10 protein-coding genes are annotated in these 17,089 nt (G+C 76.2%); 1 reads left to right on the forward strand and 9 read right to left on the reverse strand.

What is annotated here, in order from left to right; all coding sequences use genetic code 11:
• Positions 1 to 3: 3 nt before the first annotated feature.
• The 4 genes from AB0950_RS03475 to AB0950_RS03490 all read right to left on the reverse strand — a co-directional run bounded on the left by AB0950_RS03475 (position 4) and on the right by AB0950_RS03490 (position 7,795).
• On the reverse strand, positions 4 to 963 hold the full coding sequence (locus tag AB0950_RS03475) for an ABC transporter ATP-binding protein (RefSeq protein ID WP_366777699.1): 960 nt from the start codon (positions 961 to 963) through the stop codon (positions 4 to 6).
• A gap of 50 nt (positions 964 to 1,013) precedes the next feature.
• Complete coding sequence (locus tag AB0950_RS03480; RefSeq protein ID WP_366777700.1) at positions 1,014 to 3,734, reverse strand: FtsX-like permease family protein; 2,721 nt, start codon at positions 3,732 to 3,734, stop codon at positions 1,014 to 1,016.
• A gap of 201 nt (positions 3,735 to 3,935) precedes the next feature.
• A complete protein-coding gene (locus AB0950_RS03485; protein WP_366777701.1) occupies positions 3,936 to 7,229 on the reverse strand; it encodes an ABC transporter permease in 3,294 nt (1,097 codons plus the stop codon).
• Between the two features lie 152 nt (positions 7,230 to 7,381).
• Positions 7,382 to 7,795 (reverse strand): globin, encoded by a 414-nt coding sequence (locus AB0950_RS03490; RefSeq protein WP_360144828.1) that lies wholly within the window; start codon positions 7,793 to 7,795, stop codon positions 7,382 to 7,384.
• Between the two features lie 70 nt (positions 7,796 to 7,865).
• Between AB0950_RS03490 and AB0950_RS03495 the strand changes: the two genes are divergently transcribed.
• A complete protein-coding gene (locus tag AB0950_RS03495; protein WP_366777702.1) occupies positions 7,866 to 8,843 on the forward strand; it encodes a methyltransferase domain-containing protein in 978 nt (325 codons plus the stop codon).
• Between the two features lie 24 nt (positions 8,844 to 8,867).
• Here the strand turns inward: AB0950_RS03495 and AB0950_RS03500 are convergent, their stop codons facing one another.
• From AB0950_RS03500 to AB0950_RS03520, 5 genes are all read right to left on the reverse strand, one after another.
• Complete coding sequence (locus AB0950_RS03500; protein ID WP_366777703.1) at positions 8,868 to 10,601, reverse strand: FHA domain-containing protein; 1,734 nt, start codon at positions 10,599 to 10,601, stop codon at positions 8,868 to 8,870.
• Between the two features lie 33 nt (positions 10,602 to 10,634).
• The gene (locus AB0950_RS03505) at positions 10,635 to 11,975 is read right to left on the reverse strand and encodes a VWA domain-containing protein (protein WP_366777704.1); all 1,341 of its coding nucleotides are present in this window, start codon (positions 11,973 to 11,975) and stop codon (positions 10,635 to 10,637) included.
• Between the two features lie 80 nt (positions 11,976 to 12,055).
• Positions 12,056 to 13,357: a protein phosphatase 2C domain-containing protein gene (locus AB0950_RS03510; RefSeq protein WP_366777705.1), complete on the reverse strand. Its 1,302-nt coding sequence runs from the start codon at positions 13,355 to 13,357 to the stop codon at positions 12,056 to 12,058.
• A 3-nt stretch (positions 13,358 to 13,360) separates the two neighbouring features.
• The gene (locus AB0950_RS03515; protein ID WP_360570724.1) at positions 13,361 to 15,811 is read right to left on the reverse strand and encodes a tetratricopeptide repeat protein; all 2,451 of its coding nucleotides are present in this window, start codon (positions 15,809 to 15,811) and stop codon (positions 13,361 to 13,363) included.
• Positions 15,808 to 17,079: a hypothetical protein gene (locus AB0950_RS03520; RefSeq protein ID WP_366777706.1), complete on the reverse strand. Its 1,272-nt coding sequence runs from the start codon at positions 17,077 to 17,079 to the stop codon at positions 15,808 to 15,810. Before AB0950_RS03520 ends, AB0950_RS03515 begins: the two co-directional genes overlap by 4 nt.
• Positions 17,080 to 17,089 lie beyond the last annotated feature (10 nt).

Raw genomic sequence — 17,089 nt, forward strand, 5'->3', positions numbered from 1 at the left:
CCCTCACTGCGGCGGCCGTGTGTCGTCCGGCCACACCCCGATGTGGTCCGGTTCCAGTTCCAGGGCCACGCGGTCGCGCATGTCCAGGGCGCGGAGGTAGTCGGCGGGCAGCTGGAGGCGGCCCGCGCGGTCGAGCATGGCGTACTCCCGGGCCACCACCCTCTCGTCGCCGGTCGCCGCGTCGATCTCGCTGCGCCGCAGCACCTCGGTGGAGGTACGGCCGTCGCGGATGGCGACCGTGCGGCGGACCTCGCCCGCCACCGCCTGGTCGTGGGTGACGATCACGATCGTGGTGCCGAGGGTCTCGTTGGCCGTGCGGAACGCGTCGAAGATCTGCGCGGCGGTCCCCGAGTCCAGTTCGCCGGTGGGCTCGTCGGCGAGCAGCACCGCCGGGGCATTGGCCAGGGCCACGGCGATCGCGACGCGCTGCTGCTGGCCGCCGGACATCTCCCGCGGGTGGCGGTCGCGGCAGTCGGCCACCTGCAGCAACTCCAGCAGCTCCATGGCCCGTTCGGCGCGGTCGCGGCGGCGGGCGCGGACGCCGGAGAGCTGGAGGGGCAGGGCGACGTTCTGGGCGGCGGTGAGGTAGGGGAGCAGGTTGCGGGAGGTCTGCTGCCAGACGAAGCCGACCGTCGTGCGGCGGTAGGCCAGGCGGTCCCGGGCGGTCATGGCGAGCAGGTCGTGTCCGGCGACGCGGGCGGCACCGGCGGTGGGGGTGTCCAGGCCGGCGAGGATGTTCATCAGCGTGGACTTGCCGCTGCCGGAGGCGCCGACGAGGGCCATCAGCTCGCCCTCGCGGACCAGCAGGTCCAGGCCCTGCAGCGCCTGCACCTCCACGCCGTCGGTGGAGAAGATGCGGACCAGGCGGTCACAGGTGATCAGGGCGTCGTGGCCGTAGGCGGGCTGGTTCCGGGCTTCTTGGACCCGGTTCGACAGGTCGGACAGGCTCGGGGGCGTTGCCATGGGGTCTCCTGAGTGGGTGGCCTGTGCGAGGGCGGGGCGGGTGCGCTCGTTCATCGGGCGTCCCCCGCCCTCAGTTCCGTCACCGATCCCCTGCGTCCCGTCCACCACGCCTGGAGCGCCGCGATCCCCACCGTCACCAGGACGACCAGGAGCGACGGGACCGTCAGGGACCAGGCGTCCGGCTTCAGCTCGGCCTCGGTCAGCGGGGACTGGCCCGGCAGGGCGATGGCCGTCAGGTCGACGCCGGGGGAGAGGAGCCGGACGGTGGCCCAGCCGGTCAGGGCGGAGCCGAGCGCGGCGAGCAGGGCCTGCGGGAGGGACTCCAGGATCAGCAGGCGGCGGCCCTCCGCCCGGGTCAGGCCCATCGTGCGCAGCCGGGCCAGCAGCGCGGCGCGTTCCGGGGCCGCGCGGAGCAGGGCCAGGAGAAGGGCCAGTACGGCGAAGCCCGCGCCCGCGACCACGGCCGCCGTGTACACGTGCTCGGCGCCGGTCTGCAGCGGGGAGTCGGCGTACCGGGCGCGCTCCTCGGCCAGCAGGTGGACGTCGGCCGAGCCGTCGGCGGCCCGCCGCAGCGCACCGGCGTCCAGGTGCCGGCCGGTCACCAGCAGGGCCGTCGGCCGGCCGGCGGAGGAGGGCAGGCCCGCCCGGTTCACCACGAGGAAGTCGCCGCCGGACACCGCCGGGGTGGTGTCCCGGACCAGCGCGATGCGCACGGTCACCGTGTCGCCGTCCGACAGCAGCACCGGGAAGGGGCGCCGGGTGCCGTACTCGGACGCGACGGACGGGGAGGCCACGGCCGCCAGCGTGCCCGTGCGGGCCCGCAGCGCCGAGGCGGAGAAGGCGCCCAGGCCGGTGCGGGAGGCCAGGGGCGCGTAGGACGCCGGATCGGCGCCCACCAGCGGCACCGAGCCCGGGCCCTCCATCGGTTTGGCCTGGTAGTCGATGCTCACCGGCGTCATCTCCCGCACCCCGGCCACGGCCCGCACCCGGTCCGGTACGGCGACCGGGAGCGCGGTGTCGGAGTCCAGGCGGGCGTCGGCGCCGACGGTGAGCAGCGCCGCCCGGTCCCGGGCGTCGGCCACGCCCGCCAGCACCGAGCCGCCGAACGCCGCCGTGGTCAGCGCGGTCAGCAGGGCCAGCAGCGGCAGCACCGCGGAGGCCTGGGTACGGCCCGCGCGGGCGAGGGAGAGGTGTCCACTCGCCCCGCGCAGCCGTGCCGCCGGGCCGGCCAGGCGGCGCAGCAGCAGCGGGTAGAGGCGGAGCAGCAGCAGCGCGGCGATGACGCCGACCAGGACCGGGGCCAGCGCCTGCAACTGGTCGGTGCTCGCGCCGCGCCGCCTGAGCGCCGTGACCGCCGCGGCGGCCAGTACGAGCAGGGTCAGCTCGGCGACCGTACGGCGCCGGGAGGGCCGTACGGTCGCGAGGTCCGCGCGGTCGGCCGTCGCCCGCACCGCGCGGTGCGCCAGGGCGGCGCGCACCGGCAGCGCGGCGCAGGCGAGGAGAGTGACGGCGGCCGCCGCGGCCACGGCGTACCGGGTGCGGCCGGCCGGGACCGCCAGCAGCGCCGCGGCCAGGCCGAGCGCGCCGGCCGGTACGGCGACCACGGCGGTCTCGGCCAGCAGCCGGCCGGCGAGCGCGGGCAGGGAGGCGCCGCGGGCGCGCAGCAGGGCGAGTTCGCCGCGCCGCCGGTCGGCGGCCAGGCCGCCCGTCATCAGCAGGACGACGCCGACGACCGTGCCGGCGCCGGCGGCGGCCACTGAGACCAGCGGGGCGATCTCGGAGCGCAGCCCGGCGAAGGAGGCGAGGGCCTCGTCGAGGTCGGTGCCGACGTCGGTGCGGCCGTCGGTGACGGCGCGGGCACGCTGGAGGCCGGGGCCGGCTTCGAGGGCGGCCACCGCCGATTTCAGCCGGCCGAGGTCGTGTGCGCGCAGGGTGTGCGGGTCGGGGGCGAGGTACCAGTAGCGGAACGGGTTCGCGGTCGTGCCCAGCAGCGCGGGTCCCGCGTCCGGGGGGAGCAGGAGGGTGCCGAGCCAGTACTTCGGCGGCTCCCCGGTCGGGCTGGGGAGTGTCACCAGGGCCGGGGTGGCGAGCCGTGGCACGGTCGACCAGTAGGCGCCGGCGGGGTCGCGCGGGAGCAGGATGCCGGTGACCCGGACGGCGAGCGCAGAGCGGCCGGCGGCGGGCACATGGATGACCGAACCGACCTTGATGTGCAGGCTCTTGGCGGTGGCGGCGGTGACGGCGGCCTCCACCTCGGGCGTGCTCGCGGTCACCGGCCGGTCGGCGCGCGGCATGCGCCCGGCGCGGACCCGGGAGTGCGCGGGCAGGCCGCTCGGCGCGAACAGCGAGACCCGGGCGGGCAGTCCGCTCGGGCGGGGCAGGAAGGGGTCCTGCACCTGCGGGCTCACGCTGCCGGCCACGCCGTACGCCGACTGGGTCCGGTCGACGGTCAGCGGGCTGTCCACGGCGGTGAGGACCTTGCGGTACTGCCGTTCCAGCGCGGGCGGGCGCATCGCCGCGGCCCGCTGCCCGGCGGGCAGGCCGAGGTCGGGCTGGGGCGCGGACACCTGCACGGTGGTGTGGTCGGGGCGCGCCTGCGCGAACGCGCGCCGCAGGCCGCCGTCCTCGTACCGGTCCACCGCACGCGGGAAGGCGCCCGCCAGACACGCGGCCAGCGCGACGAGCACCGCCAGCGCGACGGCGGCCCCGGGCGCGGCCCGCAACCGCGTCCGCACCCACGGCGCGACGCCCCGCGCCCCCGGCCGACTCACCTCACCCCACCTCCTTCTGCCTTCTGGGCCCCGGCCCGCCACACGCGGTGGTTCACCCCGGGACACCGGGGCGCACGCCACCGCCGGACGCGCACACCGCACCGCTCGCGTCGCCTCGCGCGCTGGCCGGGCAGGGGATCCGCGACGGCACCCCTCTTCGTGCAGTCGGCCCGGCTCACCCCTCTTCCGGCGCCCCCCACCTCACGCACCCCCCTGCTCGCGCAGTGCCCGTGCCGGGTCGGATCGGCGCAAGGTGGGCAGGGCTGCGATCGTCAGCGGAAGCGCGGCGACCGAGAGGAGGAGCAACGCAACGTGGCCGGGCGGGAGTTGGACCAGGAGGGGTGGTACCGGGCGGGTGGCCTCGCCGGTGAGGACGATCAGCGGCAGGACCACGCGGGCGAGCACGGTGCCCAGGCCCAGGCCCACCGCGACGGCGAGGCCCACCAGGACGGCCTGTTCGGCGGCGACCGTCCGGGCCAGCTGCCGACGGGGCGCCCCCAGCGCGCGCAGGACGGCGAACTCGGCGCCACGGGCCCGCTGCGCGGCCGCCGCGCCGACCGCGAACCCGACCGCCGCGAGCGCCGCCGCCACCACGGCCGCCGCCGTGAACGCCGCCGTGGGTCCCGCGCCGAAGGGGTCGTCGCGCAGCTCGGCGGCGATCTCGTCGCGCACCACCACCTGCCCGGGATCCACGTCCGGCAGCGCCCGTACCGCCGCGGCCACCCCCGCCGCGTCGCCCGGCGAGGTGCCCAGCCACCATTCGTTCGGCATCGCGCTGTCGCCGTCGCGGGCCTGCAGCACCTGGTTCACGGTGCGCAGGTCGAGCAGGACGGCCCCGCCGTCGCGGGCGCCGGTGGCCGTGGGGTCGGCGCTCGCGGGCAGCTCGCGCACCGTGCGGACGATCCGCACCGGCAGCGTGTGGTCGCCGACCGCCAGATCGACGCGCTGCCCGAGCCGGGCGCCGGCCGAGGCGAGGTAGCGGTCGGTGACCACGGCCGGCACCGCGGCGGGCGCCCGCTGCGGCACGTCGAGCCGGATCGTGACGACGGCGGTCCGCCACACGTCGTGCCCCGGGAGATAGCCGGTGCGGTAGGTGAAGGTGCGGGCGCCGGTGAGCCGGGGGCGGGTCGGGCTGGTGGGCGCGCTCGCGACGTCGTCGCCGCCGGACTCCGCGGCGGTCGTCCAGCGGTCGGGCAGCGCCGGCGCGCGGGTCGTTCCGTCGGTGCCCGTTGCCGTCAAGTCGCCGAGAGTCAGCCGGTGTTCGGCCTGCTCGTAGGGCTGGGGCAGGATCAGCTGGAGCCCGGTGAGGGTGAGCGGGCCGGGCGCGGCGCTCAGGTCGGCGGTCAGCGTGTGCGGACGGCCGTCGGCGGGAAGCAGCCCGAACGGCAGCCGGTACGGCACCCCGTACCGGTCCGCCAGCGTCACCGTCACGTCGGTGACCAGGCCGGGCCCGGCCGAACTGCGCAGGGTCGCCGGCAGCTTGAGCCGGGCGGTGCCCGCGGGCACCCGGGTCCCGGCCAGGGAGCCCCGCGGGGCGAGCCCGGCGAGCAGCGGCCGCACCGGCTCGTCGGCCAGGTCGGGGCGCATCAGCAGCGCGTCCGCCGCGCGAGCGGTGTCCAGCGCCAGCACGGTCGCCGTACGGTCGCCGGACAGCGGCTGGGAGAACCGGAACGCCGGGGCCGCCGTGCGCACGTGCGGCAGCCGCGCGTACTGGTCGGTGCGGCCGAGCCCGCCCTCCCCGGCGGACACCACCCGCACTGGCACCCCGGCGCGGAAGTCGGCCTGGTCGTCCTGCGAGCGGCCCCAGGACGCGGCCTGCCCGATCGCGAGCATGCCGAGCGCGACGGCGAGGACCAGCAGCAGCACCGGGCCCGCGCCGCGCGCGGTGCGCCGGCTGAACTGCCAGCCGGCCAGCGCCGCCGGCAGCCCGCGCCCGCCCGTCGCCCACCGCTCGGCGAACCGCGCCACCGGCGGCAGCAGCCGCAGCGTGAGCACGGTCCCGGCGAGCAGCGCCAGCGCGGGCGCGGCCACCAGCAGCGGATCGACCCCGAGCGCCCCGGACCGGTCGGCGGCCACACCGCCCGACCCCTGCCGTCCCAACTGCCAGTAGGCCGCCCCGGCGACGGCGAGCAGACCCAGGTCGGCGCCGGCCCGCAGGGGCGCGGGCAGGGCGGCGCCGCGGCGGCGCACCCGCTGGGGCCTGCGCGTCAGGAAGGACTGCGACCGGTCCCCTCGGTCCCACTCCCCGGCGCCCGCCACCGCCGGTACCGTCACCGCCAGCGCGCAGCCCAGCGCCGCCGCGGCCGCGACCAGCCAGACGGCCGGGCGGCCGGCCGGCGGCAGGTCGAGCCGCAGGCCGAGGCGGGCCAGCGGGCCGTGCCCGGCGAGCAGCGCGGTGAGCGGGCCGGACAGCGGCGGCGCGCAGACGGCGGCGGGCAGCGCCAGCAGCAGCGCCTCGGCGCCGGCGAGGGCGGCGAGCCGGGCCCGGGAGGCGCCGCGAGCCCGCAACAGCCGGGTCTCGTCGGCCCGTTCGGTGCTCAGCAGCCGGGCCACCAGCAGCAGCGCGTACCCGGCGAGCAGGACCAGCAGCAGGGTGACGATCAGAAGCGTGGAGCGGGCGACGAGCAGCGAGCGGTCGATCCGGTCCAGCACGTCCGGCAGCGAGGTCTGCGCCATCGTCGTACCGGGCAGGGTGGCGGGCTCGCGCAGGCCCGCGCTGCCCGTCCGGGCCGCCGCGCGCAGCCGGCCGGTCCGCCCGGTCGTCATCGCCGAGAAGTCCGCCGACGCGAGCCACGCGGTGGCGCCGGCGCTGACCCGGCCGCCGGTGAGGACGGAGGCGTCGGCGAGCAGCGGGCCGTACGTGGTGAAGCCGGCCTGCTTGGCGCCGCGGCCCATCAGGTCGTCCAGCCGCCAGTACGGCGCCGTCACCGAGACCGGGCGGTACAGCCCGGTGATCCGCACCCGCACCGCCGGGCCGCCCAGCCGGTCGGGCAGGGTGAGCCGGTCCCCGGGGCGCAGGCGCAGCGACCGGGCCGCGGACTGCGGGAGCGCGACCTCGACCGCGCCCCCGGTACGGCGCGGGAGGCGGCCCTCGGTCAGCCGCAGCTGGGTGCGGTCCAGCGCGGCGAGGTAGGTCAGGTCCGGGTCGCCGGACCGGGCCGCGGGCGGCTGCAGCGAGCGGGGCAGCGCGTAGGGGCCGGAGCGGCGCAGGGTCCTGAGCGTGACCGGCAGCCCGTCGAAGGTCTTCCGGGCGGCGGCGCGGACGGCGGCGTCGGCGGCGGCGCGCCGGTCCGGCGGCACGTCGGCCTTGACGATCAGCGCGGTGTCGGCCGCGTTGCGGGGATCGGCCAGCTCATGGCGGAGCGCGGCGTCGCCGATCGCCGCCGAGTACGCGGTGAGGGTCGCCAGCACGGCCGTGGTCAGCACGACGGTGAGCACCGCGGCGCCCAGCAGCAGCCGGTGCGCACGCGCGCGTGCGAAGACAAGCCCCGTCACCCGGCCCCCGTGAGTGTCCGTCGGTACCCGACCTTCGGGCGATGCTGACAGACCGGACCGGCTCCGGGTAAGCGGTTGTCGAGCGGTCTACACCAGATCGTGACCGGAATACGGCTCCGTGCGACCGGAATCCGAAATTCAGCGGGGGCCGGTCAGTCCGGGGTGTTGACCATCGACGCGGCGGCGTACGTCAGGTAGTTCCACAGCGTCGTCTCGTGCTCCTCGGACAGGCCGAGCTCCTCGACCGCCACCCGCATGTGCCGCAGCCACGCGTCATGGGCCGCCCGGTCCACCTTGAACGGGGCGTGCCGCATCCGCAGCCGGGGATGGCCGCGGTTGTCGCTGTAGGTGGTGGGGCCGCCCCAGTACTGCATCAGGAACAGCGTCAGCCGCTCCTCGGCCGGGCCCAGGTCCTCCTCCGGGTACATCGCCCGCAGGAACGGGTCCTCGGCGACTCCCTGGTAGAAACGGTGGACGAGCCGGCGGAAGGTCTCCTCCCCGCCGACCTGCTCGTAGAAGGTCTTCTCCTGAAGCGTGCCGCGCCGAATCTCATTCACGCTCCCCATGGTCTCAGACCCGGTGAGCGAGTCCTGAAGGCTCGGACCCGCGGGGCCGGTCCGCCCCTACTGTGGAGCCATGCGCCCCTATGACACCGAGACCGAGCGTCTGGCCGCCGCCGCGCGGGCCGCACTGGTGCGGGAGATCGACGCCGAGGAGGCCTGGTCCGGGGACCCGGTGTGGCGGGAGGCGTTCCAGGCGGTGCCCCGGCATCTGTTCGTGCCGTACTACTACGTCCCCGGTCCGCGCGGTTACGAGCGCCGCTGGGGCGAGAGCCCCGATCCGGAGGCCCGCGCCCGCTGGGTGCGCGGCGCCTACGAGGACGTGCCGCTGGTCACCCGGCTGCGCGACGGGGAGCTGGTCTCCTCCAGCAGTCAGCCCTCCCTGATGGCGCGGATGCTGGTCGCGCTGGAGGTCGCAGACGGCGCCCGGGTCCTGGAGGTGGGCGCGGGCACCGGCTACAACGCGGCCCTGCTCGCCCACCGGCTCGGCGACGACGGCCTCGTCACCACCGTCGACCTGGAACCGGAGATCACCGAATCGGCCCGGCAGCACCTCGCCGCGGCCGGCCACCACCCGGCCGTCGTCACCGGCGACGGCACGCGCGGGGTGCCCGAACGCGCCCCCTTCGACCGGATCATCGCCACCTGCGAGCTGTCCACGGTCCCGCGCGCCTGGCTCGCCCAGTGCCGCCCCGGCGGCCGGATCCTCGCCCCGCTGGCCACCGGCCTGCTCGCGCTGACGGTGCGGGGCGCGACCGGGGGCGAGGGCCGTTTCCTGCCCAGGGCCGCCTACTTCGTGCCGCTGCGCGGCGAGTGCCGCAGGGCGCCGGACGGGGTCTCGCTCGCCGGGCTGCCGGGCGGGGCGCGCGAGCAGGAGTCGTTCCGCTTCCTGCTCGCGCTGACCCGGGGCGCCCTCGATCCGCAGGAGGCCTACGCGCTGTGGGAGCGCGAGGGCATGCCGGAGCGCGACCGGTACGGCGTCACGGTCGGCGGCGAGCACGTCTGGGCGTGGCTGGACGAGCCGGAGGGGCCGTACGCCTGGCCCCTGCCCTGACTCCTGCCGCCGCCCCGGCTCCGGCTAGCCGCGCCGGATGGTGATCGTCGTCCAGGCGCCCACGTGCACCCGGTCGCCGTCCTGCAGCGGAACCGGCACGAACGGCTGGATCGGCTCGTCGGACATGTTGACGGTGGTGCCGTTGGTCGAGTTCTGGTCGACGACCGCCCAGCTGCCGTCCGGCTGCTGCACCAGCACCGCGTGCTGGTGCGAGACGCCCGGGTCCTCCGGCGGCACGGACAGGTCGATGTCGGGGGTGTCGCCGGTGGAGTGCCGGCGGCGGCCGATGGTGACCTGGTTGCCGCTGAGCGCGCGCTGCTGCTCCGGCGAGTACGCGGGCAGGTTCAGGCCCGCGGCCTCGGGGCCCGAGCGCTGCATCATCGCCATGAAGTACTCGCGGTCCGGGCCGATGGTCGCCGTCCAGGTGGCCCGCTGCTGCGGGAACCCGCCGGGTCCGGGCGGGGCCTGCGTGGCGCCGGGCTGCGGATAGCCGTACCCGCCGCCCTGACCGGCGCCGGGGCCGCCGGACGACGGCGGGGAGATCACCCAGTCGTCGTCACCGCCGCCGAACGAGGGGCCGCCGGAGGGCGGACCGCCGGGCCGGCCGGTCTCGCGCGGGAACGCGGGCGGCGCGGGCGGCGCGGACTGCTGGAAGGCCTGCGGGGCACCGCCGGGACCGGGCGGCGGTGGAACGGGACGCGCGGGGTCGCCGCCGAACCCGGAGGGACCGGGCCCGCCAGGTCCACCGGGGCCGGAGCCCTCACGGCCGAAGGGGCCACCCGGACCCGACGGCTCGCGCCCGAACGGCGGCGGACCGGCAGGACCACCGGGCCCCTGCCCCTGACCCGGGCCGCCGAAGCCGGACGGCCCGCCGGGACCGCCCGATCCCTGGCCGGGACCACCACCGAAGCCGGAAGGACCGCCGGGCCCACCCGGACCGCCGGGCCCACCCGGGCCGCCGGGCCCCTGGCCGGGACCCTGCCCCGGTCGTCCACCGAAGCCGGACGGGTCGCCGGGCCCACCCGGGCCGCCGGGCCCCTGGCCGGGACCCTGCCCGGGTCGTCCACCGAAGCCGGACGGGTCGCCTGGCCCACCCGGGCCACCGGACCCCTGGCCGAAACCGGACGGACCGCCGGACCCCTGGCCGGGACCCTGCCCCGGACGTCCACCGAAACCGGACGGATCGCCTGGCCCACCCGGGCCGCCAGGCCCCTGGCCGAGACCCTGCCCCTGACCCCCGCCGAAACCGGGCGGGCCCGGTGAGGTCGGGGGGCCGGAGGGGCCGCGGTCGGGGTCGCCGAAGGGGGTCGGGCCCGAGGGCTCGCTGCCGAAGGACGGGATCGGCTCGGCGGGACGGTTCATCTGCGAGGGCCGCGAGCCCTGGTACTCGTACCCGTCATTGCCGCCGTACGTCGCGCTCGGCGGCTGGAACCGCGGCTGCGGCGGGCGCGGCGCGGCCGGGGTGTACGAGGTGGCCGTGTTGGTCAGGAAGTTCCACCGGCACTCCTCGCAGAACGGCGCGCCGCCCTCGCGGGGCGTACGGCACTGCGGGCACAGCTCGGGCTCCGGGGCCGAGGAGGCCGGCGGGCGCGCGCCGGCCTGGCCGCCGGGGCCGCTCGGGCCGGAGGGCGGCGGGAAGCCGTAACCGCCCGGGGGCGGGGGCGGCGGGGGCGGAGGTACGGCACCGGCCATGCGGTGACCGCAGACCTCGCACCAGTCGTCGGAACCCGACTGGTGTCCGTTCGGGCAGGTCGGCATGTCGGCGCTTCCCCTTCTCCTACGCTTCCAGGGTCACTTCTTTACACGAACAGTCTTTGTGGACCGGGTCTCCAGAGTCATCTCGTCCGCCTCCGCGACCTTCGTCTTCAACCGCACAGTACCTGTCGCGGCGTCGACGACGTCCACCACCTTCGCAAGCAGTTTCGCAGTATCGGCGTTCCCGGAGGCGCTGGCGAGCTGAACCGCGCGTCCCAGTTTGGCCGTTGCGCCATCGAAATCGCCCGCTTTGCGCAGACTGAGCCCTTGCTGGATGACCTGTGCCAGTTCGGCCTGCCCGGTGTAGTGGGCGACTTGGGGATTGATCGAGGTGGAGGCCACCATGTCGTCGGTCCACACGGCTCGTACGAGCCCCTGCGCGCCGAGGTTCTGTACCGATCCGTCCGGTTGCGGCACCACCAGCGACACGCGCGCGGCCAGCATCTCCTGGCCCAGGCCGGCCGTCGGCACCTGGACGCACAGGTGGTAGTCGCGGGACTCGTCGCCCCAGGACCCGGTCGGATAGTCCCCGGCGCGCGGCCCGGCCTCGGTGCGGCGGTCGGTCAAGTCCTCGACGGTGGGCGCGACTTGCTTGACGAACCGGATCGCCGTGCCGACCGGCGTCCACACCCTGAGGGAGACGTCCGCGACCTCCTTGCCCATCGCCGTCTCCATCATCGCCGTGAAGTCGGCGGCGAGATGGGCCGGGTCGGCGACGATGTCCGCGGTGCCGAGCAGCGCCGAGGCGATCCCTGTGACTTCTTTCACTTCCCAGTCGGTGCCCACGCCCCGCGCGTCGCAGGTGAACCGGCCGGCGCACGCGTCCAGCGCCGCCTTGAGGTCCTGGGGCGACTCGTGTTCGTTGCGGCCGTCGGTGAGCAGGATGCCGTGCCGGATGGTGACGTCCGCCGAGTTCAGCAGCCGGTCGGCGAGCCGCAGCCAGGTGCCGATGGCCGTGCCGCCGCCCGCGCCGAGCCCGCGCAGCGCCTGCTTGGCCTGCTCCCGGGTGGTGGCGTCGGCGACCGCGAGCCGCCCGCCGCCCGGGTATACCTCCTTGGCCACGTGCGTGCCGCCGATCACCGCGAAGTGCGTGCCGTCGCGCAGCGCGTCGATCGCGGCGGCCGTGGCGTCCCGGGCCCCCCGCATCTTCGTCGGCGGGTAGTCCATGGAACCGGAGCAGTCCACCATGACCGCCACCGCGGCGGACGGGCTGTGCCCCTTCGGGTACAGGTGGGAGGCGGCGCTGCCGATCGTGCCCCCGCCGGTGGCCGTCACCGTGACGATCGCGTTGACCTCGCGCCCGCCCTCCGGCAGGTACTCGTTCTGGTACACGTCCATCGCGAACTGCGGCACGTGCGGCTTCGAGAAATTGGCCATGCGTACTCACATCCCCCTTGAGCACCCTGCCGAGGGCAGGGCGCCGACTGTGCACGGGCCGGTCCCCACCGGCCCGCGCCTCAGGCCGATCCTGCCCCCTGCGGCGGCGCCGGGAACGGCAGGACCGCCACTGTTACGTTGTCGTGGCCCCCGCCGTCCAGGGCGTGGCCGACCAGCACCCGGGCGCTGTGCAGCGGGCGCTCGGCCGCGTCCGGCGGCACGACCTCGCTCATCTCCTCGGCCGTCTCCGCGTAGTTCCACAGGCCGTCGGTGCACACCACCACCACACCGGACCGGTCCGGTTTGAAGGACGCGGTGTGCGGCTCCAGTTCGTAGGCGTCCGCGCCGAGCCAGCCGGTGATCGCGTGCGCGCGCTCGTCGGCGTACGCCTCGGCCTCGCTCATCAGCCCCGCGGCGACCATCTGTGCGGCCCAGGAGTCGTCCTCGGTCAGCCGGGCCGCCGGCGCGCCGCGGTCGTCCGGTACCCAGTAGACGCGGCTGTCGCCGACCCAGCCGACGACCAGCAGCCCCGAGGTGACCACCGCGCCGACGATCGTGCAGGCCGGCGCGTTCTGGTGCGGGGCGTGCTCGCGGGCCGTCGCCGGTTCCTCGGCGAGCGCGTTGACGGCCTGCGCGGCGGCGACGATCGCCTCGTGCAGGGCGGTCTGCGGATGCGTGCCGCGCGGCAGCGCGGCCAGCAGGGCGTCGCCGGCCGCCCGGGAGGCCGCCGCCGACGCGTCGTCGGGGCGGGTCGCGGAGGACACGCCGTCGCAGACGACGGCGACGGCGGCGGGGGTGCCGTCGGGCAGCGCGGTGTGGCCGACGGCGAAGGCGTCCTCGTTGCGGTGGTGGCGCAGCCCCCGGTCGCTGACGGCGGCCACCGGCCCCGACTCCCGCTCCATGTGGTCGCGTTCCCGGGGCTGGGCGTGCCCGCAGTTCTCGCAGTAGCCGTCGCTGTCCACCCGGCCCGCCCGGCAGGCCACGCACACCTGCGCGGGCTCCTCGGGTGCGGCCACGGTCTCGGCCACGCGCGGGTCCGGCGCCTGCAGCGGGTACTCGTCGGGCTCCGCGGGCCGGTCGAACCGCACCCCCGAACCGGCCGGCTGCGGTGCGGACCCGTGCTCGGGTGCGCCGCCGGAGTCGGTGCCGGGCAGGTCGGCCGGCAGATGCACCGCCGGCGGCGCGCTCCCCGGCTCGGGAACGGGCCAGTCCACCCCGTCGCCGGGGGAGCCGGTGACGGTGAGCGTCGGATGGTCCTGCGGCGGCTCGGGCACGACGGAGAGGTCGTGTCCGCACGCTCCGCAGAACAGGTCGCCCGGCTCCACGGGCTCCGCGCAGCTCGGGCACTTGGGCAGTGCGGCCTGCTGGGGCATCTGCGACATCGACTACACCCACGTCCGGGGGCGGTAACGGTTGGCCCGTTCCACCAGTTCGATCCTCTCCTCGCCGCCGGGCGCCAGCCGGGCCAGCGTGCGGTAGGCGCGCTCCAGGCCGAAGCGCAGGCCGCGCTCGTCCAGACCGCTGCCCAGCAGCACCCGTCCGCCGGTCGCGGGCAGGGTGCCCTGGCCCCCGGAGAGTATCCAGTCCAGCGCCGAGCCGAGTACTTCCGCCGACAACTGCTCGCGTCTGGCCGGGTCCAGACCGTACGCGTCCAGCGCCTCGACCTGCCGGGCGGCGGCCGTCAGGTCGTCGAGGAACGGTACGTCACCGGCTCTCGCCGTGCGCTGTCTGAGCCGCGCCCGGACGGCGGCGACCCGGGCGGCGGTGTAGTGGATGGAGGACTCCGGCACCGACTCCAGGGTCCGCACGGCGCCGTGCCGGTTCCCGGCCGCGAGCTGCACCCGGGCCAGCCCGAACGCGGCGCTCACAAAGCTGGGGTCGGTCGCCCACACCAGGTGGTAGTACTCGGCGGCGTTGTCCAGCTGGCCCAGCACCTCCGCGCACAGGCCGAGCGCCAGCTTGGGCGCGGCCTCGCCGGGGAAGGCGTCGTAGACCGCGTCGAAGGCGAGCGCGGCGCCCTCGAAGTCGCCGGTGACCAGCGCGGCCACGCCCCGGTACCACACCACCCGCCAGTCGTCCGGCCGTTCCTCCTCCAGCCGGGCCAGGCTCATCAGCGCGGCCTGGTGGTCCCCGCTCTCCAGCCGGGCCCGGACCTGCCTGAGCCGGGTCTCCACGGTCCGCGTGGGCGCCGCGTCCAGGGCGCTGATCAGCTCGCCCGGCGCCGAGGCCATCAGGCCCGCCAGGAAACCGGCGTTCGGGTCGTTCGGATCGACCAGCGGGACCGGCAGGGCGAGCGCGGTGGCGGGGGTGTCGACGGGCCTGACGAGCGCGGGCGGGGGCAGCGCCGGGGCGGCAGGCGCGGACCTGCGCGCCGGCCGCGCCCCCAGCCGGGACACGTCCCCGTCCAGCCGGGGGAACAACTCCCGGTCCGTGACCTTCACTTCGGGGCCGAACAGGGTCGACAGGGCGGGCCGGGGCTGCCCGGTCTGCAGCGCGACCACCTCGCGCAGCACGCCCGTCAGCTGCTCGGCCATCTCCTGCGCGGAGGCGAACCGGCGGGCCGGGTCGGGGTCGGTGGCGCGCACCAGCAGCCGGTAGAAGGACTCGTAGCGGCGGAAGACGTCGATGGTCTCCGGGTCGGGCAGGGAGTCGGCGTACACGTTCGTGTAGCCCTGGAAGTCGAAGGTGAGGACCGCGAGCGTGCGGGCCACCGTGTACAGGTCGCTCGCCACCGACGGGCCGACCTCGGCGACCTCCGGCGCCTGGTAGCCGACCGTGCCGTAGATCGCCGACTCGTCGTCGTCCATGCGGCGCACGGCGCCCATGTCGATCAGCTTGAGCTGGTCCTCGGTCTGGAGGGCGTTGTCGACCTTGAAGTCGCAGTACAGCAGGTTGCGGCTGTGCAGGTGACCCAGCGCCTCCAGGGCCTCGATGCCGTACGCGCAGGCCTGCTCCACCGGCAGCGGATCGCGCCTGCCGTCCGGTGTCCGGCGGGCGTTGGCGATCTCCTTCAGCGACTTGCCGCCGACGTACTCCATCACGATGTAGCCGTCGAGGGAGCCGGTGCGCTGGTCCAGGTGCTCCACGAAGTTGTAGATGCGCACGATGTTGGCGTGCTCGATCTCCGCGAGGAAGCGCCGCTCGGAGATCGCGGCGGCCATCGCGTCCTGGTCGCCGGTGTCCAGCAGGCCCTTGAGCACCACCCAGCGGTCGGAGACGGCCCGGTCCACGGCGAGATAGATCCAGCCGAGCCCGCCGTGCGCCAGACAGCCCACGACCTCGTACTGGCCGTGCACCACGTCCCCGGCCTTCAGCTTCGGCACGAAGGAGTACGGGTGCCCGCACTTGGTGCAGAAACCCTCCGTACGGCCCGGACGGTCGCCGCGGGCCCGCCCCACCGGCGCCCCGCAGTCCGAGCGCGAGCAGAACCGCTTCCGCTCCGGCACCTCCGGGTTGTCCAGCACCATCGAGCGCGGGTCCGGCCGCGGCACCTGCGGCACATGCACCAGACCGGCGCCGAGCCGCCCGCGCGTCGGCGTCCCCGACGACGAACCCGAGCTGCGCACCGACACCGACCGCCCGCTGGACCGGCCGGACAGGGACCGCGAGAGCCGCCCGGACACCGAGCGGCGCGACTTCGACGACTGGGACGACGAACGCGAACCGCCGCTGTCCACCGCGCCCTTGGCCACCCCGGTGGGCGCCGAGCCGACCATTCCCCTCGCCGAGACGACGGGTGCGAGGCCGCAGGTGTCGCAGTACAGCTCGCCGCCGCCGACGTCCTCGTACGACCCCTCGCAGCCCGGTCGCTGACAGCTCTGCCCCGGCCGGCTCATGACCGGTCCCCCTTACGGTCCTCGGGCGCGCCCGCGCCGAGCAGTTCGGCCGCCGCCTTCTGGTAGCGCAGCACGGCCTGTTCGGCCACCCGCAGGTCGCAGGGCGCGCTCCACAGCATCCGCCGGGCCGCGTCGTACCGCTCGACCAGCATCGGGTCCTCCGCGAGCCCGTGCCGGGCCACCTTCGCCTTGTAGGCGTCGAGCCGGCCGCGCAGCTCGGCGCGGACCGCGAGCGGCGCGGTGACGGCGGTCAACTGCTCGCGGGCGCGCAGCAGTTCGTCCTCCGCCTTCTGCTCCAGGGACTCCAGCAGCGGGGACAGGCGGTGCCACTGGCCCTGCCTGCGGTACTCGGCCGCCGTCGCCAGCTGCTCCTGGAGCACGGTCGGCGGGCCGCTGACCACCGGCACCTCGGTCGCCGCGATCTTCGCCAGCACCTCGCCGCGCGCGGCGCGGGCCTCGGCGAGGGTGCGGTCGGCGCGCGAGAGCACGTCCCGCAGCCGGATCAGCCGCGCCTCCGCGTCCTGCCGGACCTGCAGCACGGCGTCGATCTCCCGGCGCACGTCCTCCAGGGCACGCGCCTCACGGTCGTACACCGTGGTGTCCGGACGGCCGCCGCCGGGCGCCGAACTGCCCTCGGCGGGCACCCAGAAGGCCAGCGGGTCGGAGACCACGTCGGCGCGGAGCCTGGTGAGCGTGCGGGTGATGCGCTCCAGGTCGTCGCCGGCCGGGTGCTCGCCGGGGCGCACGCCGACGGAGTGCGCGAGCTTGCGGGTGCGCTGCAGTTCCGCGGAGAGTAAATCGATCCGCGCGGGCAGCGCCGACCACACCGCGTCGGCGGCGACGACCAGGTCCAGGCTCGTCGCGTACAGCTCGTTCATCCGGTCGACCAGGCCGGACAGCGTGAACGACTCGCTGAGCGTGCCGTTCCCGGCCACGGTGACGGACTCGCCGCGCAGCAGCTCGGTCAGCTCCGCCAGGTCCTCGCGGCTGGACCAGCGGCGCCGGGCGCGGATTTCCCGGGCGGTGCGCAGCGCGGCGGCGTAGGCGTCGAAGTACCCCCACAGCAGGGTGATCCGGGCCTCGGCGGCCTGCCAGCGTTCCCGGGTGACCCCCGTCAGTTCGGCGCCCTCGAGGAGTCTGCGGCCCGCGTGGTCCTGCAGCGCCAGCAGCGAGGTCTCGATCGCCTCGTGCTCCTGGCCGAGCCGCGCCAGCGCACGGTCCACCTCGTCCCGGTCCATCACCGGCCCGGCGGGGTCCGTGACGCCCATCGATCACCTC

The organism is Streptomyces sp. NPDC007189 (assembly GCF_040703635.1).
GTDB lineage: Bacteria > Actinomycetota > Actinomycetes > Streptomycetales > Streptomycetaceae > Streptomyces.